The organism is Allorhizocola rhizosphaerae, from assembly GCF_003426775.1.
GTDB lineage: Bacteria > Actinomycetota > Actinomycetes > Mycobacteriales > Micromonosporaceae > Allorhizocola > Allorhizocola rhizosphaerae.
Genome location: NZ_QJUG01000095.1, coordinates 1 through 15,642 on the forward strand (window position 1 = coordinate 1; position 15,642 = coordinate 15,642).

The following is a 15,642-nucleotide window of genomic DNA, read 5'->3' on the forward strand; positions in this document are numbered from 1 at the left end:
GTGCCGACGAGTGCCGCGGCGCGGCCAAAGTTTGTCATGGTGGGGGTGTCTCCGGGTTCGGTCATGGCGGTCCACGCCACGTTGGCCAGGTCGCGGGCGGGGGTGGGGGAGTGGCGCAGCAGATCGGCGATCTCCTCGCCATAGCGGTCGCGCACATGGGCGGGATAGAGCCCGAGGACGAGCCGGATCGCGGTCTCGCGCGCCGTCATGAGATCGCCAGCCGGCGCAGGCCGGTGGTCGCGACGGCGCGGATGCGGCTCAGCTCGGCCCGCAGGATATTGCGCCCGGCGTCGGTGAGCTCGTAGGGCTTGCGCCGGTCGTGCTCGGGCAGGGCCGCGATCAGGCCACGCTCCTCCAGCCGGCGGATCGCACCGTAGAGCGTGCCCGGCCCGGGGCGGTCGCCGCTGAGCGCGGCGATGTCCTCCTGCATGGCGTAGCCGTGCTTGGGCCCGTCGGCCAGACTGATCATGACGAGCAGGGCGGGCTCGGAGAAGCGGCCCAGGTCCGCGAGGCCTGTCATGTGCACCCCCTACTACGTCGTGCGTACTATCGCCGAACGTAGCAGAAGATGGTTGAGCGCCGCAACGGGCGGGTATCGGCTGAAGATGAGCCACCCAGAGGCGGAAGGAATACCGGAGGTCGCGGACGACACCTCGACGGCATGGGACGATCCTCGCCACCCGCGCCTGGAGGACTCCCCGCCCGCGATGCCCGCCGAAGAGCCGACCGAGAAGGAGAGCGGCCCGCTCAAGGCCCGCGTCACGCACGAGGAACCCGATGTCGGCCCCGACTCGGTCGACGAGCGCGGCGTCGCCATCGACATCGACGAGCCCCTGCCCGGCCGGGACGTCGGCCGGTTGGTCGAACCCGACGAGGGCGCCCGCGAGGACGACGAGCCGCAGTCCATCGCCTCCGACTCGGGCGAGCACGAAGGGCTCAGCGCCGAGGAAGCGGCGATGCACGAGATTGTGGACGACGAGGCGATGGACCAGGCGCTGCTGGAGGATGATCAATAGCTCGGGCCGTGACACGATGAGCGCATGGTTTCGCTTTCAGTCAAGGTCCGGCTGCTGTCCGGGCAGGACATGTGGACGCTGCCCGCCGTGCCCGAGCTCGGTGTGCCCGAGCCCATCGTGATGTCGGACGGGCCGATTGGGGTGCGCGGCACCCAGTGGACCGCGGGCGATCCGTCGATCGCGCTGCCCAGCCCGACCGCGCTCGCCGCGACCTGGGATGTGTCGCTGGCCCAGCGGGTCGGGCGGCTGCTCGGGCAGGAGGCGCGGCGCAAGGGCGTGCACGTGCTGCTCGCGCCGACCGTGAACCTGCACCGGAGTCCTTATGGCGGAAGGCATTTCGAGGCCTATTCGGAGGATCCCGTGCTGAGCGGTGCGATCGGTGTGGCCTATGTGCGCGGTGTGCAGGAGCACGGCGTGGCCGCGGTGGTGAAACACTTCGTGGCCAACGACTCCGAGACCGACCGGTTCACCGTGGACGTTAGGGTCAGCGAGCGGGCGTTGCGGGAGCTATATCTGGCGCCGTTCGAGACGATTGTGCGGGAAGGCGGGGCCTGGGGCGTGATGGCGGCCTACAACGCCGTCAACGGCACGACCATGACCGAGCATGCCCGCCTGCAACGCGAGATTCTCAAGGGAGAGTGGGGATTCGACGGCGTCATCGTGTCGGACTGGGGCGCGGCGCACGACACCGTCGCTGCCATGGTCGGAGGGCTGGACATCGCGATGCCCGCGTTCGGAAGCCCTTGGGGCGACGCGCTTGTCGACGCCGTGCGCAGCGGCGACGTGCCGGAGTCGTTGGTGGACGACGCTGTGGCGCGGGTCCTGCGGCTTTATGAAAGGGTGCGTGCGAAGCGGGATCTGCCCACTGTGGACGGAGTGGCGCTGGCGCGCGAGGTCGCGGCGCGCTCGTTCGTGCTGGCGGTCAACGATGGTGTGCTCCCGCTGGAGCGGGGCGCCCGGATCGCGCTCATTGGTGCGCTGGCCAAGGATGCGCGGGTCATGGGTGGCGGGAGCGCGCAGGTCTATCCGGCCAAGACGGTGGCACCGGTGGAAGCGATCGATGCGGTCTATGCGATCGGTGCCGACCCGCGGACCAAACTGCCGCCCGCGCCGGGCCCGTTTGTCGCGCGGTTCATCGGGACTTCTTATGAGGCAACGCTTCCGGACGGTGAAGCCCGGTGGATGGAGCTGCCGGACGGGCTGATGCCGGAGGCTGTCACGCTCAGCGGGCGGATCGCCGCGTCCCGGGGCGGCACGCACGAGCTGGCGATCCGGGGCATCGGCACGTTTTCACTGACGGCCGGAGGGCGCACGTTGTTCGCGGGCACCATCGAGCCCGACTCGGGCGATCCCGCGGCGGTGTTCCTGTCCCCGCCCGAGCGACGCTTCCCGCTGGAGCTCGCCGCCGGTGAGGAGGTAGAAGTCGTTGTGCGGCATGAGGTCGCGATCCCGCTGATTTCGTTCGCGCTGGGCCACGGCGAGCCGGTGGGCACCCCGGAGGAGCTGATCGACGAGGCGGTGGCGGTCGCGCGTGCGGCGGACGTGGCCGTGGTCGTGGTGGGCACGACCGAGGAGGTGGAGTCCGAGGGCTTCGACCGCACCACGTTGCGGCTTCCCGGCAGGCAGGACGAGCTCGTTTCGCGGGTGGCGCGGGTCAATCCGCGGACCGTGGTGGTCGTCAACGCCGGGTCTCCGGTGGAGCTGCCGTGGGTGGACGAGGTCGCGGCCGTGCTGCTGACGTGGTTTCCGGGGCAGGAGGCCGGCAACGCGCTGGCTGATGTCCTGTTTGGAGAGTCCGAGCCGGGTGGGCGGTTGCCGACCACGTGGCCGGTGAGCGCATCCGACTCACCGGTGCTGTCGACGACGCCTGCCGATGGGGTGCTGTCCTATTCGGAGGACATTTTCATCGGGTACTTGCTATGGCAGCGCGGCGACACGACGCCCAGATTCGCCTTCGGCCACGGACTCGGCTACACCACATGGGAATATCTCGGGCTGGAGATCGAGGGTGACTCAGCCCGCGTGACGGTCCGCAACACCGGTGTCCGAAGTGGACGCGAGGTGGTGCAGGTCTATGTGGCGCCGCGGGAGCCCGACGACACCCGCCCGGTCCGCTGGCTGGCGGGTTTCGCCGTTGCCGAGGCCGGGCCGGGCGAGACCGTCGCCGTGGCGATCCCGTTGCCGGAGCGCGCGTTCCAGGTGTGGGACAGCGGCTGGCGGACCGTGCCGGGCGCATACCTCATCGAGGCGGCGCACAGCATCGACGACCGGCGGCTGTCGGCTTCTTTCCACCCGCGGTGACCACTCCACCTCGGCTGTGTGGGCCAGATCGCAGGTGTCAGCTGTTCCTCTGGGCACGCATTCGGGTCAAGGATCGGGTTGAAGGTTGACCCCCTATTCGTTCCAGGAGATCCCATGGCGCACCAAGCTGTGCCGCGACGGGCTCTGCTCGCCGCCGGTGGTCTGATCGCCGGCGCTGCCGGGCTCGCCGCCACCCCCGGCGTAGCATCCGCCGCACCCACCGTTTCCGATTCCGACCCGGCCACGCCCCGTGCCGCACTGCAGCGGCTGCTGACCGGCAACCACCGCTTCGCCAGCGGGCACGCCAACCATCCGCACCAGTCCGTCGACCGCCTGCGTGAGCTGGCCGCCGGGCAGCACCCGTTCGTCGTCACGCTCGGCTGCGCCGACTCGCGGGTGCCGCCCGAGCTCCTGTTCGACCAGGGGCTGGGTGACATCTTCGACAACCGGGTGGCCGGCAACGTCGTCGACGACATCCTGCTGGGCAGCATCGAATACGCGGTTGAGCACTTCGAGCCGCCGCTGCTGCTCGTGCTCGGGCACGAGCGGTGCGGTGCCATCACGGCAACGATCGAGGCGATCGAGACGGGCGCGCACGTGCCGGGGCACATCGGGGCGATCGTCGATGCCCTCCGCCCGATCATCGAGCCCGTGCTCCACCGGCCCGGCGACAAGGTGGACAACGCGGTGTCCGCCAACGTGCGGGCGCAGGCTCGGGCGCTCGTGCGGACCAGCGACATCATCCGGGAGAAGGTCGAGGCGGGCACGCTCGCGGTGGTCGGCGCGCGATACGACCTCGACACCGGCCGGGTCACACTGGTTCGCTGACCGGCCGTCCCATTCGCGACGGTGCCGCGCCGGCCACAACCGCCCGGCCAGACCCCGTGGCCGCAGGCGTTTCCTGCGGCCTCTCGCGCCCCGCCCGGCCAGGTCCGTGACGAAGCTGAACGGCTCGTCCTGGTCCTGACCGGGCGGGACCGGTGCCTGTCCTATGTGGACTTTCTTTGCATGATTGTCAGTTTTCCTTCCGCGTCAAGCACCTGCAGGGCCCAGCCGTCGGGGGTCACGGTCAGTCGCGTGCCGGCATCCCAATCGATGGCAAAGTCGACCCACGCCGGATCCGGTGGCGCATCGAGCTCGATGGGCGTCGAGACCGGCGGCGTGCCGCACGTGACCGTCACCGTGACGGATGCGGTCTCGCTCTTCACCGTGGCACGACCCGATCCGGAACCCGAACATACGAAGGTGAACCTCAGCGGTCCGGCGTTGCCGGCCTTGACGCGCATCCTCGTGACGTCGTGCAGGGCGGTGGTCTCCGGCAGGCTGGGGTGCACCCGCGTGTCGGGCGGAGGCGCCGCGGAGCCGGCCTCGGTCGTCTCGATCACCAGCGGTGTGGTCACGGGCGGGCCGGGTTTCGGTTGTGCGAACGCGACCCCGCCCGCCACGGCCACCACGAACACTGCGCTGGACGCGGCCGCGAGCCGCCGGCGGCGCCTGGTCAGGGTGAGGTGCGCGGCGGCCGTGCCCGGCGGGCGGACCTCGCGGAGCACGGTCTCGCGCATGCGGGCAAACTCGGCGCGGGTGTCGTCATCGGACAGCATCATTCTCAACCTCCGTAAAGTGGGCGGCCAGCGCGAGCCTTCCCCGGTGCAGCCACGACTTCACCGTGCCCTCCGGGACCCGTTCGCGCTGAGCGATCTCGGCGACCGGCAGATCGGCCAGGTAGTGCAGCACCATCGCGCGCCGGTGCGCGTCCGGCAGCGCCAGCAGCGCCTGCATGAGCGCGACCCGCTCGGGGCCGGGCCCGTCGACGACGGGCTCCTCCGCGCGTTGGCGGAGCAGATAGCGCAGCGCCGTGCGTGCCCGCCGCCACCGGCTGGTGGCCAGGTTCCACGCGACGCGGCGCACCCACTTGGCCGGATCGTCGTATCCGGCCACCCGGCGCCAGTTGGCCAGCGCACGGCAAAACGCCTCCTGCACAACGTCTTGCGCCTCCTGGCGGTCGCCGAAGTAGGCGTAGATCTGCACCACCAGGTCTGCGTAGTGTGCCGCGTAAAACTCGTCGAAGTCCGTCATCGCCGACTACACGTTTCGCCGTGACGCCGGGTTGCGCCGGCCACCCGTGCATTTGTATGACCGCTGAGCAGGCCCGGAAGCTCGCCGATAAGGGCTTGAACAAGGTGTGCCGCATAGCCTCGCCGCGCCGGAACTCCCCGGCGCACGGAGGAGGAAGCTATATGCGAGTGAGACTGCCGCGTGGCATCGCCACTACGGCGGCAACGGTGGCGGTGCTTGTCCTATCTGGACTTTCCAGTCCGGGGCAGGCGGCGCCCGCGACGGGCACGCTGCTGCCCGCGCCCGACGGGCAAGCGGTCAAGGACAGCTACATCGTGGTCCTCGAAGACCGGTTGATGACCGCGCAGGGTGTTTCGGTCAAGGCGCAGTCGCTGGCGAGCGCCTATGGCGGCGTGCTGCGCCACACCTATGCCTCCGCGCTGCGGGGCTTCGCGGTCAGCATGGGCGAGCAACAGGCACGCAAGTTGGCCGCGGACCCAGCGGTCGCCTACGTGGCGCAGGACGGTGTCGTGAGCGTCCAGGCGACACAGCAGAACCCGCCGTCGTACGGCCTGGACCGGATCGATCAGCGAAGCCGCCCGCTGGACCAGCGTTACACCTACGCGACCACGGGAGCCAACGTCACCGCATACGTGATCGACACCGGGATCCGCATCAGCCACACCACCTTCGAGGGGCGGGCCCGGTACGGCTTCGACTTCATCGACAACGACGCGATCGCCGACGACTGCCAAGGGCACGGCACGCACGTGGCCGGAACCATCGGCGGCGCCCAGTTCGGCGTGGCCAAGGCGGTCCGGTTGGTGGCGGTCCGGGTGCTCGACTGCGCCGGCTCGGGCATGTTCAGCGGAGTGATCGCGGGCGTCGACTGGGTCACCCGGAACGCCGTCCGGCCCGCGGTCGTCAACATGAGCCTCGGCAGCAACACGGTCTTCCAGCCGGTGGACGACGCGGTCGGCGCCTCGATCGCCACCGGGCTCACCTATGCGATCGCCGCGGGCAACGGCGTCGGGGGCAACGCGGTCGACGCCTGTTCCACGTCTCCGGCGCGGGTTCCCGCCGCCATCACGGTGAGCGCCACCGACCAGGCCGACGCCAAGCCGATCTGGGCGAACATCGGGCCCTGCGTGGACATCTTCGCGCCGGGCGTGGGCATCACGTCCGCGTGGCGGAGTTCCGACACGGCCACCAACACGCTCAACGGCACCTCGATGGCCAGCCCGCACGTGGCGGGCGTCGCGGCGCGCTACCTGCAACGCCATCCGGGCGCCACGCCGCAGCAGGTCCGGGATGCGATCGTGCAGGCGGCCAGCGTCGCGGTGGTCAACACCAACCCGGCGACGGGGACCACCAACCGCTTGCTGTACGCGGACATCGGCGGCTCGAACCCCGACGCCGTCGGCTCGGTGCTCGTGGACGGAAACCGGCCACACACGTTCGTGCGCGGCGCGGACGGCAATCTGTGGCTCAACTGGTGGGACGGCGGTGCTTGGCAGTGGGCCAACCAGGGCCGTCCGGGCAGCGGTGGCGTGGACAGCGGGGTCGGTGTGGTGACGGTGGAGAACGGCACGAAGCCGTTCGCCTTCGTCCGCGGCACCGACGGAAACCTGTGGGTCAATTGGTGGAACGGCAGCACGTGGCAGTGGGCCGATCAGGGGCGGCCCGGCGGCGGTGCGGTCGACAGCGGGATCGGGGTGGTCACGGTCGACGGAGGCAACAAGCCGTTTGTCTTCGTGCGTGGTACCGACGGCAATCTATGGGTCAACTGGTTCAACGGGTCCACGTGGACGTGGTCGGACCAGGGCCGCCCAGGCGGGCCTATCGAATCCGGGGTCGGCGCGGTGACCGTCGACGGGAACAAGCCGTTCGTGTTCGTGCGCGGCACGGACGGGAATATGTGGGTCAATTGGTGGAACGGCCAATGGAACTGGGCCAACCAGGGCAGGCCGGCCAACACCACACCGGAGCAGGCCATCGGCGCGGTGACACTCGACGGCAACCGGCCGTACGTGTTCGTGCGCGGCGGCGACACCAACGTGTGGGTCAATTGGTTCGACGGCGCGTTCTGGAGATGGGCTAACCAGGGAACCCGCTAGCGAGATCGATCCAGGGGCGGCCCGTGCGCAACGGTCGCCCCTGGACCGTGCCGGGCCGCATGCGGTGTGGCAGTCTGCAACGATGGCGCTCTTCGGTCGTGGAAGGACACCCTCCGTCTGTTCGGAGCATGGCCCGTGACAGGTGTTGCTTGCCCTGAAACCGGCCCAATGGCGGCGCGCGCTGCGGCTCGTCGTCGCCCCCGCCGGCAGCGACATAGGCACCGACCCTATCGCCCGGCCGGTCGGCGACAGCCTGGTTGGGGTCCTCTGCGTGCTCAACGGCAACGACGCACTCGTCGTGCCCGAGCATGTGGCCGCCGCCTGGCGGATGCGGCCGTGGGCGCTGTGGAACACGGCACTGGTGAACATGCACGCCGATCAGCTGAACGTGCAGACCTTCGGTACCGACGACTCCACGCTCTTTTCCGTGAACGGCACGGGCATGCCCGGCGCGGGCCACGTCTTCCGGCTGGACAAGGCTTTGCGGCAGCGGTTGCCGCTCGGAGCGCTGGTGAGTCTGCCCATTGCCAACGCCTTCTGCGCCGTGCCGATCCGTTCGGCGGCGACCCTGGGCATGGCCGGATTTCTCTCGCAGCTGACCGGTGAGCTCATGCGGGGCAATCCCGCGCCGCTTTCCCACGAGGTCTTCTGGGCCCACGACGGCGAGTTCACCAACCTCCGCGTCCGCGTCGACGGCGACGACACCCATCTGTCCATCCCGGAGCGCCTACGCGATCTGCTCACTTAACGTCCCGAGCGATGGATGTCGCCGCGCAGCTTGAGTATGTATGCCGCGGTGAGCGCGACAGCGCGGTCGGCGTCATGTGACAGATCTGCAAGGGCCTGTGACGCCGTGGTCCCCGGGATTCCCGCTAGTGCCTGTGCCAGCCGTCGACGTGCGGAGGAGGCAACGGTGCCGTGGGCGAGGCGATCGACGAGCGTGGCAGCGATCCGATCCGCCAATGTGGGATCACTCGCCAGCGCGCTCAGTGCGTCGGCGGCATCAACGTCGTTCACCTCATCCACGACCATATCGATGAGCGTCGGGACCGCGTCGGCGACTCCGCGCGCCCCGAGCGCCAGAGCCGCACATCTGCGGACCACGATGTCGGAGTTGGTGAGGGCGCCCTGCAGCAGTGCGGTCGCCTCACCGCCGGGAATCTCGGCGATGCACTGGACGGCACGTTTGCGCATCTCGGCTATTGGTGCGCCGAGGCCCTTCGCCAGCAGCGGCAATCCGCCGTCGCCCGATTGCGCCAGAGCCCATCGAAGGGCTCCGGCGACGTTCGGGTCCGACTCGTTCAGCGCTGCCTCGACCAGTGCTTCCACCGGCACGGGCACCTCTTCGACCGACGCCAAGGCCGCGCGCTGGCGCTTCCCGGCGCTGTCCGACCCCAGCGCCTGGAGTAGTGCGACGATCTGCAGCACGTCCTTCCAGTCGGCGGGTTCCGCGGCGCCGATCCGACGCAGTCGCGTGAGCAGCTCCGTCTCACGTGCGATGCGTTCCCGCGTCTGGCGGATGAGATCATCGACGAGCCCCGAGGGCGTGAAGCCCGGATCATCCAACGCGCGCTTGACTTCACGCAGCGACAGCCCCAATGACCGCAGACTCTCGATATGGAAGATCCGCCGGATGTCCTCTGTGGAGTATTCCCGGTATCCGGCGCCGCTACGACCCGTCGGCCGCACCAGGCCGAGCGAGTCGTAATGCCTGAGCATGCGGGCGCTGACCCCGGACCGTCGGGCCACATCACCGATCAACACCGCCTGTCACCCCTCCTGACTGGTCGTGCCGAGGGCCACGACGCGTTTCGCCTCCTCGATCGCGAACTCGAACCCGGCGTCCGGGTCGCGCGACAGCCGTTCGGTGGCGATCGCGTGGTGACGCACGCGAGGGTCGGGATCCGTCATCGCGGCGCGCAGGGCCGGCATGATTGTCTCACCCAGCGTGATCAGCGCCCGGCTGAGGCTCAACCGCGTCGCACGCTCGCCGCGCCCGAGCTGTGTGGCCAACACCGCGGCCAACGCGGGTTCTTCACCCTCGGGCACGAGGACGACCGCCGCTCGCCAGGCGCTTCGCGCCACCTCGTCGTCGGCATCGGTCAGAAGCGCCCGGGTGATCGCCGGCCACGCTCGCCGATCACTGATTTTGGACAGCGTGTGCAACGCCTGGCTTCGTGCCTGTGCGTGCTCCGAGCGAAGCTCATTGACGAGCTTGGGGACCGCCATTGACGCTGGATGGCGGATGAGCGCCCACGTCAGCATTTCCCGCACATAAAAGTCGGGCTCGATCGCGCATCGCTCGATGAGTTTGTCAATCAGCCGTGGGTCAGGGCTCGTGCCGGCCGCCAGTGCTGCCTGCAGCCGCACTGACGAGCTGCCGTTCTCCAGACCCTGGAGAACCCGCATCGGGTTCGCGTCCGCTCTCGGCATGGTCATCGGGAATCACCTCCTTGACCCACTGAAGACCTTGTCACTGTGTCAAGGTCAAGCTCAGCAGCCGGCGATCACAACGGTTCCACAACGCGAGCCCACTACACACGAGGCATGTCTGTTGAACACGAACCGATCGGCGGCGGCGTCGCGCGGCGCACGGTGCTGGCCACCGCTGCGGCTGTGCCCGCCGCAGCCCTCGTCATGCAGAGCCCGGCCCATGCCGCGGCACCCAACCTGACCATCACGCTGGAGCCGCTCGAAGGCGGCTCGGCGCGCTTCCTCAAGCTCGCGCCGTCGACCGCGCTGGGCTCTGAGACCGCCAAGCTCATCTTCCGGCTCACGATCACCAACAATGGTCCCGCGACGGTGACCGTCACCGGCATCACGTTCACGTTTCCCGGCTCGGGCGTGGCCAACAAGGTGATGCAGGGCGTCAAGGAGCTGTTTTCCAGCCAGGACAACACGATCGCGCCGGGCGCCACGAAGAACTGGTCCAACGGCAAAACCACGGTCAACAATGTGTCCGTCGACAACGCGGTCTATCTGGGCGTGCCCGCGCCCGCACAGATCCGCGCGCTGGTGACATGCTCAGGATTCGCCGACGCGGCCCAGTCGTCCGCGCTGAGCCTGACCGCCTACGTGTGCCCGAAGGCCGGCGGCTACCCCATGCCGTTCGCGGTGTCGGATATGCGCGTCGGCGAGGTCATGGCGGCGCGGGGCGAACACTGGGCCAACGGCGGCAGCGGTGGCACGCAGATCTACGCCCACGACGTGGGCGTCAAAGGCTGGGACCAGGTGGCCGGCGCATGGAGCGATCTGCTGCCGGGCACCGACGGCACGGCCAACGAGCACTTCCGGATCTGGAACAAGCCGGTGCGCGCGGTCGCCGCCGGCGTGGTGGTCGAGCGCTTCGACGGCATGCCCGACAACACGGTCATCGGCCAGCTGCCCAACCCGACACCGAACCCGGTGGACGGCAACCATCTGTGGATCCAGCACGGGACCGAGCTCGTGCGCTACACGCACATGCGCAACGGTACGATCCCGGCTTCGCTCACCCCCGGAACCGCTGTCACGCAAGGGCAGATCCTGGGGCGCGCCGGAAACTCGGGCAACTCGTCGGCCCCACACATCCACCTGGAGGTGCGCCGCGAGGGCACGTGGGCGCTGCGGCCGTGGGCGCAGGGCAGCGCGTGGATGGTGGCGCAGTCGAGCAACACGCCCTTCAACCCCGACTCGTCCGCGTGGCTGTCGGCCGGTGGGCGGGGCATCCCCAACACGACCATGCTCATCTGGCCGGCGGCGACGAAGCCCACCTGGTACCCCCCGGGAAAAAAGGAAATCACCATCTACGGGGTGCGGCTTGCCGACTATCAAACGGTCTTCAACCGGGTCACGGCGGTCGGCTATCGCCCGGTGTGGTTTGACGGGTACGAGGTGGGCGGCGCGACCTTCGTGAACGCCATCTTCCGGCCCACGGGCGGGCTCGGCTGGATCGCCCGGCACGGCATGTCCCTGGCCGACCTCAACGCCGAACTGAGCAAGTACCGCACCGAGGGCATCCAGCCGGTCAACCTCGCGAGCTACATGAACGGCTCCACCGTCCAATATGCGCTCTGCGGGGTGTACCAGGCGGGCCCCGACTGGCAGGCCTACGGCGGCAAAACAGGGGCGACCCACCAGTCGCTGTTCAACACCTACACCGGGCAGGGCTACGCCTCGCTCAACATCTCGATCGTGTCACCGGGCAACAGCCCGCAGTTCTCCGGCCTGTACGTCAAGCAGAACATCGGCGGGTTCGTCGCGGCATCATGGCTCACGGCGGCCGACTATCAGCAACAGTGGAACGACAACTACGAGGCCGGGCGCTATCTGTTTTATCTGTCTGCGTGCCAGCACAACGGCGCGCCGATGTTCTCGGCGATCTTCGCGTCCAGCCCGGGTGGCAGCGGCGGCACGGTCGGCCGGCACCATCTCGACCTGGAAGGCATCCAGGCCAACCTGATCAGCTGGACGGATCAGGGCCTGGTCACCCGCTGCATCGCGGGCTACGACCGCAGTGGCGTGGCCAACTTCGCAGTGGGTTGGCGCAACGCGTGAAGCGTGGAGGTCGCGTCCAATGTGGACGCGACCTCCAGCTCAGGCGCGCACCAGCACGACCTCGTACTCGTCCGCGGTCGGCGGGAGTCCGGTGTCGAACTTCGCGTTCACCACCGCCAGAGTGTCGCCGAACAGGGCCGCGGTGCTCGGGACCTGGAACAGCTCGCTGGTGATGACCTTCCTCACCTCCCCGCTGCTCAGGTCGTCGGCCAGCTTGATCCGCGTGACCTGGTTGGAGAAGTTCTGCACCGCCCACAGCCGGCGGCCGTCGAGCACGATCCCGTCGACGTTCGGCACGCTGATCCCCGCGATCAGCGCGCTCGTGCCCGTCACCGGATCGACCGTGTAGAGCTCACCGTTTCCGGTGTGCGCGACGATCAGCGTGCTGCCGCATTCCGTGACCTCGATCCCGTTGTTGTTGAATTCCTTGCTGGTATCGGCGGCAGGCCCGCTGAGCTCCAGCGTCCTGAACTGACCGAGCTCGCCGTAGCCGTCCACCGGCACGAAATAGAGCCGCGGCTGGCGGCTGTCGGTGAACCAGACGCCTTCGCGGGTCCAGATGGCATCGTTGATGATCGTGTCCGCGGGGTCGGCGAGCTGGTAGGTGGCGACCGTCGCCTTCGTCTTCGTGTCGTAGACGTAGGCCTCGCCGCTGAAGCCGCCCGCCACGAAGAGCAGATCGTGCCGCGGGTCGAAGGTCATCCCGCCCGCCATCCGCCCCTCGGGCACGTCGATGAACAACTCGGCGGTCTCGTCCTCGACGTTGCCCTTGAAGATGTCGCCGGTGAACAGGTCTCCGGCGTAGAAGGTGTCGCCGTGCCCCTTGGCGATGCCCTCGGCCGACGTGGCTCCCGGCAGGACGATCTCCGTGTCGGGCGCCTTGCCTGCGGGCTTCGCCGCGGCCTGCGCCGGCATCGTCACGCCGGTCAGAATCACAAGCAGCGATACGGCCACCCGCTGCGTCAGTGATGTGCTTCGCATGTTTGATTCCCTTGCGTATGAGTGGAGCCCGGTGCTCCACACCGACTAACGCGCGAATCCGGCGCCGGGAATGGCCGCGTCCCAGAGTCCGGGGTGCGCAGCACGTTGGTGCCGTCGCGATTGGAGTCGACAAGCAGCTTCACCCCGGCCCGGAATCTCCGCCACGCCACCCAATCTATTGCGCGAGCTCGGCGAGCGTCGCGCGGATCTGTTCGGCCTGTGGCGCGTCGAGTTTGGCATACAGCACGAGCGCATGCTCGTAGTGTCGGCTCGCCTCGGTGAGGTTTCCGAGGGTGCGCAGCGCGTGACCGAGCCCGGTGTGTGCGCGGGCCCGCTGATCGGCGGAGCCCGTGTCGCCGGCCATGGTCAGCGCGGCACGGTGCTGGGCAACCGCCTCCACGGGCCGGCCCGCGCTGCGTGCGGCCTCGCCCAGCCCGTTGAGCGCCCACGCTTGGCCGTCGCGCTCGCCGATCGCGGCGTAGATCGCGAGCGCCCTGCGGTGGCACTGGGCGGCCAGCTGTGGCCGGCCCAGCCGGGTGTGCACGGTGCCGAGATTGTCCAGTGCTCCGGCTTCAAGGTGGACGTTGCCCAGCCGCCGGCCCAGTGACAACGCTTCGTCGAGGTGAACGGCGGCAGCCTCGCACCGGTCCAGCCGCTGCAGCACGAGGCCGAGGTTGTTGAGGATGATCGCCTCGCCGGTCTCGTCGCCGGTCAGCCGGTACGACGCCAGGGCCTGCGCGAAATACGTTGCCGCGGCTTGGAATCTGCCCCGCCGCACGGCGATGGCTCCCAGTTTGTTGTTGGTCCGCGCCTGGCCGGCGTGATCGCCGAGCCGCACGAACAGGGCCATGGCGCGCCGGTGGTACTCGATGGCCGGACCGAACCGGCCGCGCAGTTGTTCGTCCCGGCCGAGACCGTTGAGCGCCGAGGCTTCTCCCGCCGCGTCGCCGACCCGCCGGAACAGGGTGAGCGCACGACGATGGTAGTCGGCGGCCCGGTCCGGCTGGCGCATGCCCATGTGGGCGTCGCCGAGCAGGCGGGCGGCGTGCGCCAGCCCGGCGTCGTCGCCGATCTGCTGCGCGGCATGGTATCCGTGAGCGTGCACGGCAAGCGCCTCGGCGCGGTGGCCGCCGTCGAGATAGCGGGCGAGCGTGGCCGACAGCCGCACCGTGTGGCCGGGCCAGCCGTGCGTTGCGGTGTGCGCGGCCACGGCGACCAGACAGCCGCGCTCGGTGTCGAGCCATTGCCGTGCCGCCTCCGGGTCGGCCAGCTCGACTGTCGTGGCGTTCGCGGCGTCCACCGACGGCTTCGGCGCCTCCGCCGGGTACAGCAGGTGAGCGGCGGCCTCGGCCACCGCCACGTAGTGGTCGAACAGCCGGGCCAGTGCGGTCTTTCGCTCCGCGGCGGAAATCCGCTCGGTGGCCAGGTTGCCTGCGTAGGCGCGCAGCAGGTCGTGCATGCCGTACCGGTCGCGGCCCGTGAAGTGGATCAGGTGCGCCCGGATCAGCCTGGTCAACGCCTGCCGGACCGGTTCGAGCCCGCCGCCGACCAACGCCGCCGCGGCGTGGCCGTCGATGTCCGGGCCCGGCTGCAGGCCGAATAACTCGAAGGCGCGCCCGGTGTCCGGCGGCAGGTGCTTGAGGGACCAGGAGAACGCGGCCGTCACGGCGGCCCGCGGATCACCGCCGGCGTCGAGCATGGCGAGCCGCTGTTGCTCGTCGGCCAGGTCCGCCAGCGGTGTCCACGGCTGAGACACGGCCAGCTCAGCGGCGACCCGCAGGGCCAGGGGCAGGTGGGCGCACCGCAGGCTCAGCGCGGTGACGGCGTCCGGTTCGGCATCGGCACGGGCGCCGATCTGCCGGCGCAGCAACGTAAACGCCTCGGCGGGGGAGAGCACGTCCAGGTCCATGCGGTGCGCGCCGTACACGGCGACCAGCCCGGCCAGGCTGTCGCGGCTGGTGACCAGCACCGCCGACGGTCCGGTCCCGGGCAGCAACGGCCGGAGCTGGTCCACAGTGGACGCGTTGTCGAGCAGGATCAGCATGCGCCGCCCGGCGACCTCGGTGCGGTAACGAGCCGCCCGGTCGTCCACTCCGGACGGCAGATTCGACCGGGGGACGCCGAACGCTTCGAGGAATCGGGCCAGCGCGTCCGCCGCGCCGACCGGATGGTCCGGGTCGTAGCCGCGCAGGTCGAGGTAGAGCTGCCCATCGGGGAACAGGTCGCGGACTCGGTGCGCCCAGTGGACCGCCAGTGCCGTCTTGCCGACACCGGCCATGCCCGACACGACCGAAATCAGCACCGGGGCCTGTCCTGCCGTGGGCGTGTCGCCGGTCAGGAGCCGATCCAGCCGGCGCAGTTCGCACTCGCGCCCGGTGAACCCGGCGACGTCGGCGGGCAACTGGGCGGGCGTTCGCAACCCGGCCGTTGCCGCCGGGCGGCCGCCCTCGCCCCGCAGGACCGCCCGATGGGCCGCCTGCAACTGCGGCCCGGGATCGGTACCGAGCTCGTCGGCCAATCGCCGGCGGACGGCCGCGAAACAGTCCAGCGCTTCGGCACCCCGCCCGGCCGCGTACAGGGCTCGCATCAACGCCGCGGCTATCGGCTCCACGAGCGGATGCTCCGCCAGTTCCCGG

At 69.6% G+C, this 15,642-nt stretch carries 14 protein-coding genes; 6 read left to right on the plus strand and 8 right to left on the minus strand.

Translation table 11 applies throughout. From position 1 onward, the window contains the following. A partial coding sequence (locus tag DM816_RS21090; protein ID WP_162907672.1) for a hypothetical protein occupies positions 1-209 on the minus strand: 209 nt, incomplete at its 3' end. After that, complete coding sequence (locus tag DM816_RS21095; RefSeq protein ID WP_117212058.1) at positions 206-520, minus strand: PadR family transcriptional regulator; 315 nt, start codon at positions 518-520, stop codon at positions 206-208. The genes DM816_RS21095 and DM816_RS21090, both read right to left, overlap by 4 nt. Positions 521-605: 85 nt before the next feature. Here DM816_RS21095 and DM816_RS21100 point away from each other — a divergent pair, with 85 nt between their 5' ends. The 3 genes from DM816_RS21100 to DM816_RS21110 all read left to right on the plus strand — a co-directional run bounded on the left by DM816_RS21100 (position 606) and on the right by DM816_RS21110 (position 4,145). Continuing rightward, positions 606-1,016: a DUF5709 domain-containing protein gene (locus tag DM816_RS21100; RefSeq protein WP_117212059.1), complete on the plus strand. Its 411-nt coding sequence runs from the start codon at positions 606-608 to the stop codon at positions 1,014-1,016. Positions 1,017-1,040: 24 nt separating this feature from the next. Further along, complete coding sequence (locus DM816_RS21105) at positions 1,041-3,317, plus strand: glycoside hydrolase family 3 C-terminal domain-containing protein (protein WP_117212060.1); 2,277 nt, start codon at positions 1,041-1,043, stop codon at positions 3,315-3,317. A gap of 114 nt (positions 3,318-3,431) precedes the next feature. Continuing rightward, the gene (locus tag DM816_RS21110) at positions 3,432-4,145 is read left to right on the plus strand and encodes a carbonic anhydrase (protein WP_117212061.1); all 714 of its coding nucleotides are present in this window, start codon (positions 3,432-3,434) and stop codon (positions 4,143-4,145) included. Positions 4,146-4,306: 161 nt separating this feature from the next. Here the strand turns inward: DM816_RS21110 and DM816_RS21115 are convergent, their stop codons facing one another. Further along, positions 4,307-4,921 (minus strand): hypothetical protein, encoded by a 615-nt coding sequence (locus tag DM816_RS21115; RefSeq protein WP_162907673.1) that lies wholly within the window; start codon positions 4,919-4,921, stop codon positions 4,307-4,309. Continuing rightward, entirely contained in the window at positions 4,905-5,393 is a 489-nt protein-coding gene (locus tag DM816_RS21120) for an RNA polymerase sigma factor (RefSeq protein WP_117212063.1), read from the minus strand. The genes DM816_RS21115 and DM816_RS21120 overlap by 17 nt, the downstream gene beginning before the upstream one ends. A 161-nt stretch (positions 5,394-5,554) precedes the next feature. On the opposite strand from DM816_RS21120, the gene DM816_RS21125 reads away from it, so the two are divergent. Then, entirely contained in the window at positions 5,555-7,489 is a 1,935-nt protein-coding gene (locus DM816_RS21125; protein ID WP_117212064.1) for a S8 family serine peptidase, read from the plus strand. Between the two features lie 142 nt (positions 7,490-7,631). Further along, positions 7,632-8,237, plus strand: coding sequence for a hypothetical protein (locus DM816_RS21130; RefSeq protein WP_117212065.1), 606 nt, complete (start codon positions 7,632-7,634; stop codon positions 8,235-8,237). Here DM816_RS21130 and DM816_RS21135 read toward each other — a convergent pair. Then, positions 8,234-9,253, minus strand: coding sequence for a HEAT repeat domain-containing protein (locus DM816_RS21135; RefSeq protein WP_117212066.1), 1,020 nt, complete (start codon positions 9,251-9,253; stop codon positions 8,234-8,236). The genes DM816_RS21130 and DM816_RS21135 overlap by 4 nt on opposite strands. Positions 9,254-9,259: 6 nt before the next feature. Next, the gene (locus tag DM816_RS21140) at positions 9,260-9,922 is read right to left on the minus strand and encodes a HEAT repeat domain-containing protein (RefSeq protein ID WP_211588787.1); all 663 of its coding nucleotides are present in this window, start codon (positions 9,920-9,922) and stop codon (positions 9,260-9,262) included. 114 nt (positions 9,923-10,036) lie between these two features. Between DM816_RS21140 and DM816_RS21145 the strand changes: the two genes are divergently transcribed. Then, complete coding sequence (locus tag DM816_RS21145) at positions 10,037-12,025, plus strand: peptidoglycan DD-metalloendopeptidase family protein (protein ID WP_117212068.1); 1,989 nt, start codon at positions 10,037-10,039, stop codon at positions 12,023-12,025. Between the two features lie 39 nt (positions 12,026-12,064). Here DM816_RS21145 and DM816_RS21150 read toward each other — a convergent pair whose 3' ends face one another. Then, positions 12,065-13,006: an SMP-30/gluconolactonase/LRE family protein gene (locus DM816_RS21150; protein WP_117212069.1), complete on the minus strand. Its 942-nt coding sequence runs from the start codon at positions 13,004-13,006 to the stop codon at positions 12,065-12,067. 175 nt (positions 13,007-13,181) lie between these two features. Next, entirely contained in the window at positions 13,182-15,635 is a 2,454-nt protein-coding gene (locus DM816_RS21155) for an ATP-binding protein (RefSeq protein ID WP_281274349.1), read from the minus strand. Positions 15,636-15,642: the final 7 nt, after the last annotated feature.